Origin of the sequence: Paenibacillus albidus (assembly GCF_014644435.1) — a bacterium.
Classification (GTDB): Bacteria; Bacillota; Bacilli; order Paenibacillales; family Paenibacillaceae; genus Paenibacillus_AQ; species Paenibacillus_AQ albidus.
Genome location: NZ_BMKR01000001.1, coordinates 1 through 13,143 on the forward strand (window position 1 = coordinate 1; position 13,143 = coordinate 13,143).

Annotated in this window: 12 protein-coding genes; 1 reads left to right on the top strand and 11 read right to left on the bottom strand. The window is 34.4% G+C overall.

Annotated features, from left to right (window positions below; translation table 11 throughout):
* The first annotated feature begins 193 nt into the window (after positions 1–193).
* Positions 194–1,075 carry a GNAT family N-acetyltransferase gene (locus tag IEY53_RS00005; RefSeq protein ID WP_189021574.1) on the top strand — a complete coding sequence of 294 codons (882 nt, stop codon included), beginning with the start codon at positions 194–196 and terminating at the stop codon, positions 1,073–1,075.
* A 173-nt stretch (positions 1,076–1,248) separates the two neighbouring features.
* On the opposite strand, the gene IEY53_RS00010 is transcribed toward IEY53_RS00005, so the two are convergent.
* The 11 genes from IEY53_RS00010 to IEY53_RS00060 form a co-directional block, all read right to left on the bottom strand.
* The gene (locus IEY53_RS00010) at positions 1,249–1,896 is read right to left on the bottom strand and encodes a YdcF family protein (RefSeq protein WP_189021575.1); all 648 of its coding nucleotides are present in this window, start codon (positions 1,894–1,896) and stop codon (positions 1,249–1,251) included.
* A complete protein-coding gene (gene rfbB / locus IEY53_RS00015; protein ID WP_189021576.1) occupies positions 1,897–2,892 on the bottom strand; it encodes a dTDP-glucose 4,6-dehydratase in 996 nt (331 codons plus the stop codon). It abuts the gene before it with no gap.
* Complete coding sequence (gene rfbC, locus IEY53_RS00020) at positions 2,885–3,457, bottom strand: dTDP-4-dehydrorhamnose 3,5-epimerase (protein WP_189021874.1); 573 nt, start codon at positions 3,455–3,457, stop codon at positions 2,885–2,887. The genes rfbB and rfbC overlap by 8 nt, the downstream gene beginning before the upstream one ends.
* Before the next feature lie 20 nt (positions 3,458–3,477).
* Positions 3,478–4,356 carry a glucose-1-phosphate thymidylyltransferase RfbA gene (rfbA, locus tag IEY53_RS00025; protein WP_189021577.1) on the bottom strand — a complete coding sequence of 293 codons (879 nt, stop codon included), beginning with the start codon at positions 4,354–4,356 and terminating at the stop codon, positions 3,478–3,480.
* A 123-nt stretch (positions 4,357–4,479) separates the two neighbouring features.
* A complete protein-coding gene (locus IEY53_RS00030) occupies positions 4,480–5,817 on the bottom strand; it encodes a glycosyltransferase family 2 protein (RefSeq protein WP_189021578.1) in 1,338 nt (445 codons plus the stop codon).
* A 79-nt stretch (positions 5,818–5,896) separates the two neighbouring features.
* Complete coding sequence (locus IEY53_RS00035) at positions 5,897–7,402, bottom strand: MATE family efflux transporter (RefSeq protein WP_189021579.1); 1,506 nt, start codon at positions 7,400–7,402, stop codon at positions 5,897–5,899.
* Between the two features lie 58 nt (positions 7,403–7,460).
* Positions 7,461–8,573, bottom strand: a complete 1,113-nt coding sequence (locus IEY53_RS00040; RefSeq protein ID WP_189021580.1) for a polysaccharide pyruvyl transferase family protein — start codon at positions 8,571–8,573, stop codon at positions 7,461–7,463.
* Between the two features lie 69 nt (positions 8,574–8,642).
* Complete coding sequence (locus IEY53_RS00045; RefSeq protein WP_189021581.1) at positions 8,643–9,575, bottom strand: glycosyltransferase family 2 protein; 933 nt, start codon at positions 9,573–9,575, stop codon at positions 8,643–8,645.
* 20 nt (positions 9,576–9,595) lie between these two features.
* Positions 9,596–10,936: an O-antigen ligase family protein gene (locus tag IEY53_RS00050; RefSeq protein WP_189021582.1), complete on the bottom strand. Its 1,341-nt coding sequence runs from the start codon at positions 10,934–10,936 to the stop codon at positions 9,596–9,598.
* Positions 10,937–10,946: 10 nt separating this feature from the next.
* Positions 10,947–11,981 carry a glycosyltransferase gene (locus IEY53_RS00055; protein ID WP_189021583.1) on the bottom strand — a complete coding sequence of 345 codons (1,035 nt, stop codon included), beginning with the start codon at positions 11,979–11,981 and terminating at the stop codon, positions 10,947–10,949.
* A gap of 52 nt (positions 11,982–12,033) precedes the next feature.
* Positions 12,034–13,143: a glycosyltransferase family 4 protein gene (locus tag IEY53_RS00060; RefSeq protein WP_189021584.1), complete on the bottom strand. Its 1,110-nt coding sequence runs from the start codon at positions 13,141–13,143 to the stop codon at positions 12,034–12,036.

Below are 13,143 nucleotides of genomic sequence, written 5' to 3' on the forward strand. Positions count from 1 at the left end.
AACGATTGATCGTCTACTTATCAAGTTATAAACTTAATTGCGGTTTATATAGACTGAAAAATAAAGTATTAGACTCAGAAAATAGAGTGTTAGACTGTCATGGCCTCATTAAGCTAACGGGCAGAATTGCACAATGAACCATGCGGAACTCAAATAATTTAAGTATTCTTACCTAGAAAGGATAACAATTTAGATGATGATACATAGTTATAATTTCAAAAACCGAGACGAGTACCGAGCAAGTTTCAATCGACTTTCCAAGCTAGTATTTGGAATTGACTTCGAAGCATGGTACCAAAAGGGAGCCTGGGACGATCGCTATATTTGCCATTCAATAGTTACCGATGACCAAATAATTGCTAATGTTTCAGTAAGCAAGATGGACTTGGTCATTAATGGTGAAAGCAAAAGGGCACTACAAATCGGAACTGTAATGACTCATCCCGAGCACCGGGGTAAAGGGTTGTCAAAACAACTGATGGAGTATGTATTGGAAACCTACGAAGATACATGCGATATGTTTTTCTTATTTGCGAACAGCACTGTGCTCGATTTTTATCCCAAATTTGGATTTACTACCTTACCTGAACATCAATTTTATTTAAACATATCTGTTCAGCCCAAAGATGAACTAATTTTACTTGATAAACTGGATGTTTCGAAGGAAGAGCATTGGGATTCAATTAAACAAATGCTTTTTTCCCGTAGACCAATTTCAAAACATTTTGGTGTCACAAACAACGAGGGTTTATTTCAATTTTACGCTTTGAACGTATTCCACGAATGCCTATATTATTCGCGAACTGACGATGCCATTATCATTTTTGAGCATGAAGGCGATTTGCTGCATTTGTATGATGTTATTAGCGACAAACAGGTGAATATTGAAACGTTGGTTTCGCGGATTACAACGAAACAAACAAGGAAAGTTCGGTTTCATTTCACGCCAGATCAACTCATCGACAAAGCTTATGTAGAACCCTTTGGTAAGCATGAAGATGTCTTGTTTATTAGACCGCTTTCTAATTTGGGAAAGCTACCAGCGTTTTGTATACCTAAGTTGGCTCATGCTTAGCAGCTAAGCTAACGGGACACGTTAGTTGAACAACCCAGTGGCAGTCTATAACTTTATTTTCTTTGGACAGTATGTCGGCTTCGCCATACAAAAAAAGAGCCTAAGGAGTCACCTCCATAGGCTCTTTTTTTGCATCAATTTATGCTCTGTAGACAGTACAGCCTCAAGGCTCTCTAGCGGAACCAGGCCTTGATCTCATTCAGCACACCCTTGGCCTCCGGCCCGTTGTACCCGAACGCATTCCCGATCATCTTCACATATTCGTTGAACGTCGTCTCCCGGCTGTAGCTGCCGCTCCACCATCGTTTGGCGTTGTACCCCGATGGGGAGCCGACATAGGTCAGTTCGATCCCCGACTTTTTGTAGACCCGCTCAAAGTTAAACTTTACCCGCCGCATATGAAAATCCGAAGAGACTACAATCGCGGAAGTGAACTTGTGCTCTTGCATGATAGGAAGTGTAAGCTCGGCGTTCTGGTACGTACTCAAGGCCTCATTTTCAGTTACAATAGCCTTCTCCGGGATGCCCAGCGCCAGAGCCGTTTCACGCATGTCTCCGGACCTGCTGATGGCCTCTTCGCCATTGGACAGCAGCAGATATGGCGCATAACCTGCTTCATACAGCTTAGCAGCAGCCTCCATCCGACCCGGACCCCCGCTAAGGACAATAATGACATCGGCCTGCTGTGGAGATTCGTTCAGAGAGAGGAAACTGCCGGCGGTAAGAAACACGGTCAGCAAGAGCAGCACGCACAGGTAGAATACCAATCTTTTTTTGGCACCCTTGCGCGGCTTCTTCTTGCGTATTTGCCGATCCTTCATTTATTTATGATCTTCGCTGTTCAGGATATACTCCCACCACTCGCGGTTATCCATATACCACTCAATCGTCTGGGCGATACCCGTCTCGAAATTGTAGGTCGGTTTCCAGCCCAGCTGCTCCAGCTTGGTTGGATCGATGGCGTAACGCTTGTCATGGCCAAGCCGGTCCGTCACAAACGTGATCAAATCTTCGGATTTGCCCAAGGCGGCAATGATCGTTTTGACCACTTCCAGGTTGGTCTTCTCATTATGTCCGCCAACATTATAGACCTCGCCGCTGATCCCCTCGTGGAGCACCAGATCAATCGCCGCGCAGTGATCCCACACATGGAGCCAGTCGCGGATGTTTTTGCCGTCCCCGTAGACCGGCACTTCCTGCTCATTGACCACTTTGGAGATCGTGAGCGGGATCAGCTTTTCGGGGAAATGGTACGGTCCGTAATTGTTGGAACAACGCGTGATGTTCATCGGCAGTCCAAACGTCTCGTGATAAGCGCGCACCAGGAGATCGGAAGACGCTTTGCTGGCACTGTATGGGCTGTTCGGCTGAAGTGGCGTATCTTCCGTAAAGAATACGGTAGGATCAAAATCCAGCTCCCCATACACCTCATCCGTAGACACATGCACAAACTTCTTAATGCCATTCGCTTTGGCCGCATCCAGCAACACCTGAGTCCCCATCACATTCGTCCGCACGAAGATACCCGGGTCGGTAATCGAGCGATCCACATGGCTCTCCGCAGCGAAATGGACCACATACTCGAACTGCTCTTCGGCAAAAAGAGCCGAGATCACATCCCGATCCGCAATATCCGCCTTCACGAACCGGTAATTCGCTTTGTTTTCAATCGCTTTATGCTTCGTCAAATCTCCCGCATACGTTAACGCATCGAGATTAACAATATCGTAATCCGGATATTTATCTACCATATATTGCACAAAGTTGCCTCCGATGAACCCGGCTCCGCCGGTCACCAGTACTTTTGATCTACTCAATGTCTGTCCCTCCAAATACAAAATTCAACACAACATCCTTCAGCAGCGGCGCCTGCTCATCCTTGGCGGACAGCACAGGCGTTACGTCGATTGGCCACTCGATGCCGATGGCAGGGTCATTCCACAGAATACCCCCATCACATTCCGGCGCATACAGTTCATCGCACTTATACTGAACCTCTACGTCTTCCGTCAATGTCATGAAGCCATGAGCAAAACCTTTCGGAATCAACAGCTGTTTCTTATTCTCGGCACTCAGCTCAAGCCCAAACCATTGCCCATACGTAGGGCTGCCCTTGCGGATATCCACGGCCACATCAAACATGGCGCCCCGGGTGCAGCGTACCAGCTTGGTCTGAGCTTTGGGGTTCAGCTGATAATGCAACCCGCGCAGCGTTCCCTTCGTGGCAGAATACGATTGATTATCCTGCACAAAATCCATATCAATGCCCTGAGCCTTGAATTTCGCACTGCTGTAAGTTTCCGTGAACCATCCCCGGTGGTCGCCAAACACGGCCGGTTCCACAATCAATACACCTTGCAAAGGAGTCTCAGTTATTTTCATCTCGTCCACACTTTCAGTAGTTAATATTGGATTTTCCCGATGGCTACCTTCATCAGATACTGGCCGTAGCCGTTTTTGCTCATTTTATTGCCGCATTCCCATAATTGCTCTTTGGTAATCCATCCATTAATGTATGCAATTTCTTCGGGGGCTGCGATCTTAATTCCTTGATGATCCTCAATCGTCCGGACAAAATTAGAAGCGTCCGCCAAGCTCTGATGCGTCCCGGTATCCAGCCATGTAAATCCGCGCCCCAGCAGCTCAACATCCAGCTCGCCAAGATTCAAATACGCTTCATTAATCGAAGTAATCTCCAATTCCCCGCGATGAGAAGGCTTCACATTCTTGGCGATCTCAATAACCCGGTTATCATAGAAATACAAGCCGGTAATCGCATAGTTGGACTTCGGCTCAACCGGCTTCTCTTCCACACTCAGCACCTTGCCGTCTTCATTGAACTCGACCACACCGAAACGCTCCGGATCTTGCACATGGTAGCCAAACACCGTAGCACCCTGTTCCTTATCCGCGGCCCGTTTGAGCATCTTACGAATCCCGTTGCCATAATAAATATTATCGCCGAGGATCATCGCTACCGAATCATCCCCAATAAAGTCTTCGCCCAAGATAAAAGCCTGAGCCAACCCGTCAGGACTGGGCTGTACAACATATTGCAGCTTAATGCCGAATTGTGATCCATCGCCTAAAAGACTCTCAAATCTCGGCGTGTCCTCTGGCGTAGAAATGATAAGAATATCATTAATCCCCGCCAGCATTAACGTAGACAATGGATAGTATATCATTGGTTTGTCGTATATGGGTAACAGTTGCTTACTGGTTACCATGGTTAGTGGATATAGGCGCGTGCCGGAGCCGCCTGCTAGGATAATGCCTTTCATGGTAAAACCTCCATAAATATATTTTCGCAAAAACTTTGCTCAATAATATTTTCAAGTTTAACATCAAAGAATCAGCTAATCCATGAAAAAACTAAAGTCGACAATCATTAAGAATTAAAAACCTTAGCTCTTTATAATCTTTTTAAGATAGATAATCATATGCCTTGCAATTGTGACACTTGATATTTTTTTAATATATAAATGAAATTTAAATTTTCTTTTTAATCTAGCATAAATATCTGGACAATTTTTCAGCACCCATTCATACATATAGTTAAAATCATTAGAAGTCTTAGCAGAATTATAGAAGAAATACGAAATGGTATTATATGAATTATTATTAAACCACTTATCCATTTCTATAGAATCATATTGAAATTGGTTAATTGCCATATTTTTAATTTTTCGTTTTTCATCTAAGTTTGCAATTAGAAAATCAGGGGATAAATTAAATGTTATGTTACTCCCATGAATTCTATAAACCCCTATAATCTCATCTATGAATCCAGCATCTCCCACTAGTAAAGATCGAAGATAAATTGATGAGTCATTCACCATTTCCATATTAAGTATATCCATTTTAATAAGAGCATCGCGTTTAAATAAGGCCGTTAAAGTTGATACGGGCTTTGGAAATTTAGCTTCTTCAAAATTAATAAAATAATCATGTTTATTCGTGATTTCTTTTAACCCTAGTAATAATGATTTGAATAATCCTGTTTCTGTATATTCCGTTAAAACATTAGCTGCTACAAATGAAACTTGTGGATGTTTCACATGAAATTCAACAGCCTTACTTATATAATTGCTGTCAATTAAGTAATCATCGTCATCTAAGAACAATGTGTATTTACCGTCAGCGTGAGACTTGAAGGCAATACGCCGATTATTTCCTGGTCCCAGATTACTAATATTTCTCATATAAATTAAGGATTTATTAGTTTTCATTAAATCACTCATAACTAATTCAGTACCATCTGAGGAGTTGTCGTCTATAACTATAATTTGTATATTGGGATAGTCTTGATTAAGAATACTTTTAATAGATTGTATTAGATATTCTTTTCTATTATATGTTGTAATTATAATGCTTACTTTGGGACAATTATTTGAAATACAAAATATTAAATCATTATTACTTTTTTTATCACTAATTCCAAATATCATTTTTATTTTATTCGTAAATTCAACCTGCTCCTTACTATCTCTTAGTTTGAATTGACTTTTCAAATAAAAATAAAATGCTTGATCAGATATTCCAGATTTTATATAAATAACAATCATAAAAATCAATTCTTCAAAAAATGGTTTCATACGATAATCAAGCTTCTTTTTCAAGTAATGATCTGATTTATCTTTTATTTGTTGATAGCAATTTTGGTCTTGGTTTTGTTTTAAATTACATTCAAGAAAAGTTATAAATTCAATAAAATCACTCTTTAAGCGGTCATCAGTAATCATTGTTTTCCCTCCATGAAATTATGGAATATACATATAAAAAGAGTTGAATTATGGAATTATTAAAATTCACGTTTTATATTTATGTTAATTTACTTCTAAAGTAATCCACCACATAAAAGAAACACCTAGCATTAAATATAGAGACAATTACGAAAAATAACGAAAAAGTGCTTAAAAGCAATTTTATAGCTATTACTATAATTTCGATATAAGAAGTAGCTTGAAAATCAAACTTTGAAGTTACAACAACAATACTTAAAAATATACAAACATTGATAGCCCATCTTTTAACAGTTATCCACGGGCTTCGTCTTAGTACTTCCTTATTTGCATAAATTAGTATATCAATTGATCTATAAAGAACTGCAACAATTGTCCCCATTAAGACCCCATATATCCCCAAAGATTGAACAAAAATCAAAGAACACACTAAATTTATTAAAGACTCTATAATAGAGCGATATTTTGTATTCTTAAAGTGTCCTGCTATATTTATTATGTTATTAGACGAGGAGCGTGCATTAATTAATATCTTTTGTGTGACAAACAATATTGGCAACCACATATCAATATAATTGATATCATCAATGCCAACGGTATATATCTTTATAAAAGGTAATACTAAAATATAAGTTACAGTAAACATAGAAAATACTAATGCCATAAAGTACACTTCATATGTATCATAAAATAGCATGAATTTTTCTTTACTTTCATTATATGACTGTCCAAGGGCAAATGTTATACTAGTATTAACAGTCCCAACTATACTGTCAATAATACCAAATAACATATTATACATTACATATACACTCACAACTTTAAAATTTGTGAAAATAGACAAAATGATTACATCAGTGTTTTTAAAAATCAAATAAGATACTTGATGTATAAGGACAGAACTTTTTTGTGAAATCGATTTATAGTCTGGTTCAATCTTTAAATTTATCCAAGTATAATTTTTCTTGATATAGATCTGAAAAATGAGAAGTTGTACAATCATTAGTAAGAAATAAGCACCTTGTACTACAACAATACTATACCCAGAGACTAATAATATTATTTTTAAAATATTACTCAGGGTATTTACAGTGGTCACGATAAGTATGTCTATATAGCTTTTCCCTTCAGCGCTAAGAAGAATTCTATATTTGCCCAGAAAATAATAATTTAGTGCTCCTCCTAAACCTGTAAAGAGAATTATGAAAGTAATACTATAATGGTTTAGTTCTATGGTTTTGGATGTAATCATAAGTGGATAAATTATAGATAATAACAATAAGCCACAAAAATAATAAATGCCTGTTCTCTTATAATAAATAGAAGTTGCTGATAGGATAGAATTAATACTTTTTTCTTCATTCCTTGAAATTGGCCCGTAGAGTGCCTGTAAAGTCGCAGTACCAATACCAGCTTCAAAGAGAGACATATATACTATAATTTGCCCTATAGAGGAAAGTAAACCATTCACTTCAGAACCGTAATTCACCAAAATCAATCTTGTAATGAATATCCCAAAACCAATAGTGAAAATTTGACCTATAATGCCTAATATTAAATTTAATATGCTCCTTTTAATCCTCATATTTCTCCTTTAACATGGTTAAATAATTCTGATTTTTCTTCATTCCCTTTTCAGCGTATTAATCAATACTTTCTGTCAAATAATTATCTAGAATTTTAAAATGAAATGCAGCATTCTTTGCTTGTCTAGAAACATCAATTCTATTAGTAAATAATGATCTATACACTTCTCTTGGATTCGCGGTTGAAATATTCTTAAGTTCAAAATATTCACCTTTAAAACCAACATCCTCGATAACATTTGTCATTTTTTCACTATATACTATTGGAAATACAGGCACCTCGAATACCCATCCTAATATCATTGCATGAAATCTTGAAGCAACTATAAAATCTGATTCTGATAAAACATTTAGAGATTCTTCTAAATTACCAGAATAATAATACTTACTAACATTCTTTGAATATTTCAAGGGAGTCAATTCTATAATTCGATCTATTGCATCATTATCACCTTCGTACTCACAAAAAGCCATAAGTGTAACTGTCCACCCTTTTTCAATGAAAGAAATCATAATCCCCAAAATTTTATTATAATAAACTTCATCTAGGCCAGTTAAATACTTTCTAATAGAAGGCTTTATCACTGAAATTATTATTTTTTTTGCTTGTACCTCACCTTTTTTTATAATATTAGATTTATTTCCAGCTATTTGGAATACAATATCGTCTGCTATTCTAACATTTTCTAATTCTTTAAACATCTCATAAGAATGTTTTTCTCTGAAGCATATATCTGTGCAGTTTTTAAATATTATTTTATGTTGTAAATAATAATTTTTGTCAGTATAAGGCCCAAAATTAGCTCCTAGAAGAAAATAGGGTTTACCGCTGCTTATCATTTTTTTAATATAATTTAAGCGAGACTCCCATTTCTCTCCTTCAATAAATATGGAACCTCCAATATGAACTAAAGCATCACATTTCCTAGATATTATCCGTTGGAACAGACCAAAAATATTCATTTTCCTCAAAATATAATTAATACCTCTTATCACCAATCCATCAGATGAATACACTTCAATATTTTTATTTCGACGAAAAACATCCCTATACTTTCTTGGAGCATGTATTAAAAATTTTGAATCAGGGTATCTTTCGCATAATATCTTTATAAACAAATCATCTCCTAGATTCAAATGTGTATATGCGTTTATCATTACTTTCTTCATAGTTATCTCCCAAAATTCTGTATTATATATGAATAGAAATTTATTATTCCGTATGGAAAATTTGTAAAGTTATTTCAACTTTTTAATTTTAATAAATAGCTTGATTTTATAATAATTCAACTTAAGACTTCTCCATCCATTGTTGAAAGAAAACACCCAAATATATTTTTTATAATTTTCATAGTACTCTAACATTTCATTTTCAGATGTTCCATTCTCTATAGCCATACAAAGCCTATAAGTAATTAAAGCTGATAGTCTGTAGTTCAATAATGCTGTTTTTAAATCTTTCCGATCCATTCCTTTCTTTTTCAAAATTCTTTGAATCGACTTGAAATCTTGATCTATTTTTTCCGTTGAGTAAGAAGAGAGGTTGTTATTGTCAAATTCTGCCGTATAATTAATAAGATACTCTTCTACACAACTTACTTTATTGGTCGCCGCTAAAACTTCACAAAAAAACTCAATATCTTCTCCCCATGAAACTCCTTCTAAAAATACAATTCCATTCTTCTTTAGAAAGTCTTTTTTTATCATCCATGCATTAGTACAAATAAAAACTGTATCAAGTAAATATTTCTGCAGCAAATTATTCAAAAGAAATTTTGTTTTCTTTTTTTTCTTCTGTTTAGGCGTCACACGATATGACCCACAATAACAAATATCATCATCATTCTTATTAATTTCATTAAACATCTTCATTAGAAATGTATTCTCATAAAAATCATCAGAATCCAAAAAAGTTATGTATTTCCCTTTTGAAACTGAGAGTCCTCTATTTCTAGCAGTGGCAACCCCTGAGTTCCTCTGATGAAGGTAACTAAATCGTGAGTCTTTAGAACAGATTTCTTCAATTATTTTTAAAGTGGTATCTGTACTTCCATCATCAATTATAATAACTTCATAATCCACAAATGTTTGTTGCAATACTGAATTCAAAGTTTTGTTTATAGTTTTTTCTCTATTGTACACTGGTATAATAATTGATATTTTTGCCTCCATCACAAAGATCCTTTCATAAATTATTTGATTTCGATCTTATTATTTATAAAAGGTTCTTGGCGTAAACTAATCATTAAAAAAAGTATGGGTAAAAATTTAGAATTAAAAATATCTGGAATGAATAATGCACCAAATAAAACGCCTAGCAGAACCATAAACATTTCATTATATTTTTTAAAACAAGTAACTAAAATAGAACATAAAAATAAAAATAAGGGAACTAAATATAATATTCCGCCCTGTGAAATAAATTGAAAAAATAAATTATGTGGTAATATTCCTCCAAATTTAGAATAATTATTTATGCCAAATCCAATTCCGTACATAGGATTATCTAAAAATATTCTCCAAGCAATTTCATTTAGAAGATTTCGTCCTGAATCGTATAGAACTTCATTACTTCTTACTCTAACAATTAGAAAATAACTTGAGATTATGACTAATATATTAAAAAAAACTATTCCGAAAATATGCTTTGATCCGTTTCTAACCATATGGAAAAACTTAAAAAAACTATATAAACAGAAAATCACAATAAAAGAAACTATTCCGGTTCTTGCTGAGGAAATAATACTTGCAAGTAATAAGAAACACATATTAAAAATCCAATATTTATCAGACTTTATTTTTGTTCTTTCAACGAAAAAAACCATTAAAGCACCTGAAGACAAAAATAATGAAAAAAAACTGAAGTCTGTAAAAAGGAATGAATATGAATTTCTATTACCACTTGATAACTCAAAATTCCCTAGTATTACACCAAATAAATTTTTACTGATGTATTGAATGAATATGCCTACTGCTGCTATTTTAACAGCAGTTATATAATCCAATGCAAGCCTTAATTGTTGAGTATTATTAATTTTATTTTTTATGTTCACGCCTACAATAATTATTAAAAAGGATAAAATAATATTTAAGTATTGCTTTAAAGCATCAGTAAGCATTGATGAGGTTATTAGTGGTATTAAACTTATGATGATCATAAAAGAAGATGATAACACAATATGATCTATTATAAATCTTCTGCTTGCAAAAATATTAATTAAAGCTACTAAGATTAATAAACCAACAAATATGTTAAACCAAGATAAGGGCAAATCTTCATAGGATCCCCCATAAACATTTACAAAAGATAATGGCAAGCTAAGAACTAACATTCTTGTTATTAAAAACAAGAAACCTTCTTTATAATTTCTAACAATTAAAATCCCCCAACATAGTAAACCCAACAAAAGCACAAAAATATCCCTAAAAATGATATTTTCAAATAGAGTGGCATATGATAAAACTGATATCAATAATGCATCAATAATACTTTTGACTATTTTATTCGAGTTCTGAAATGCCTTATTATACATTTTTGACTCCTTATACCTCATACAAATTTATTATTTTATTTTTCCAAATATCTATATTCCCAAAATTCAATGCATTCTTACGGCAATTTTTAGATAAAAATGAATAATATTGTGGTTCAAGTAAGGACTTTATAGCTTGTTCTATAAAATCTTCGTTGGATTCACATAATTCCCCACATCCATTATTAATTATTCCATTTAAGCCACCAACCGGTGATGCGAAAACTGGTATACCTAGCGCCATTGATTCAACAGCTACTAAACCAAAGCCTTCCCATTTCGAGGGCATTAATAATATCTTTGTTTTCTTCAGAATTGGAAAGGGATTTGATTTAAAACCTAACATTTGAACATTTTTTTGTAAATTCAATCTATCAATAGCTTCTTTACATTTTACTTTTAGTTCACCATCACCTATCAAGACTACTTTAATATTCGGTATTTTCTTTTTAACTTCACTCACGATCTCCAAAAAGCGCAAAGGATCCTTTTGTTCGGTTAATCTTCCAATAAACCCAATATCAAAGTTATTATCTATAATTTCACTATTTGATGCCCTTATAATCCGTTCAATATTCACAATGTTTGGTAATACAGTATATTTCTCACTTAACATTTTTGAAAAGATCGCTTCGCTTAATACTTCAGAAGAAACAGTTATGATTTTATTGTACGCTAGACTAGAAATAGCGTAACAAATTGAATACAAATTAATTTTTCTAATCCATGAAGGATTGTTATGTAAATGAGATATTATTCTACATGGATATAGTGAGAGTGATGTGTTGATACTTGCTCTAAAATCATGAGTGTGAATTATATCTGGCTTCCATTTTCTGAAAATTGAATTTAAGTAAAGTGGATTAAAACTTTTCAAAGGTATATGCCTGATATTGTTACTTAGAAGGATACTCTCAATGGGGCCCTCTGGTGATGCATAAATAAGCTCGTATTCTTCTGACAAAGTATTTATTATATTTATTGCAACATTTTCTGCTCCTGAATATATATTACTATAAACTAGGTGTAATATTCTTTTTTTCACTTTTCTCACCTTCTTCACAATTCATACACTAACTCATTAAAATTATAGCTTTTTACTTTATTTTATATATTCTACTCATTTGAGTTGATATAGTCTCTAGTGAATATGCATCGATAAGATCGATGTTTTTATTGCTGAATTTTCCACAGATGTCTTTAAAGGCATAAAGATTGTGGATTGCACGGGAAAAACCATTTGCGTCGTTTATATCAATAACATAGCCATTTTCCTTATCATAAACCAGATCACGATTCCCCCTACAATTTGTCACAATCAATGGTAATCCAGTCGCCATAGCTTCCATTATATTTAAAGGCAACCCTTCTTGCCTGGAAGAAGACACTGCTACATCTGAAAGCATCATTAGTTTCTCAATATCATTACGATATCCCAAAAAATCAACATTTCCATTAACTCCTAACTTATCCGCCATTAATTTATATTTTTCTATCTTTTCTCCATCTCCTACAATTAATAATCTTAGATTAGGAATCTCCTCCTTGAGGTAATTCACAGCCTTTATAAGTAAATCTTGATGCTTCCTATAACTCAATTCCCCAACATAAATTAATATGTAATCCTCTAAAGGATATCCATATTCTTTCCGCTGTTGGTTTCGCTTTTCTAAATTTTGTTTTCTAAACTTTTCTAAATTAACTCCTACTCCATTAATAAGGTGAACATTAGCAGCATTAAAACTATTTATTGCTATTTCGAAATCCTCTTTGTTAATAGTTATAAGTTCATCAGTGTATCTAGAAAGCCATTTTTCTATAGGATAGAATAATAACCAATTTTTTAAAGCTGCACCCTTAAAAAAATGAAATCCATGAGCTGTATATATAACTTTAGTTCCATTATATCTTGATTTTTTTGCAGCTAATCTCGTTATTGCAGCACCCATAGGTGTATGACAGTGGATAGTATCATATTTATTACTATTAATTATTTTTTTAAGTTGCCTATACGCTTTAATATTTTCTAGTTTATATGGTGACCTTTGAAAAGGAACATTATACTTAAAGTCCGTTGAAGGAATGTCCGTAGTTCCATTACTTGCAACATGGACTTCATATCCATTTTCTTTGAAATATTTTAAATAAGGGATATGAAAATTCATTATGTGACTATCTACTGTAGCAGTAAACAAAACTTTTTTCAT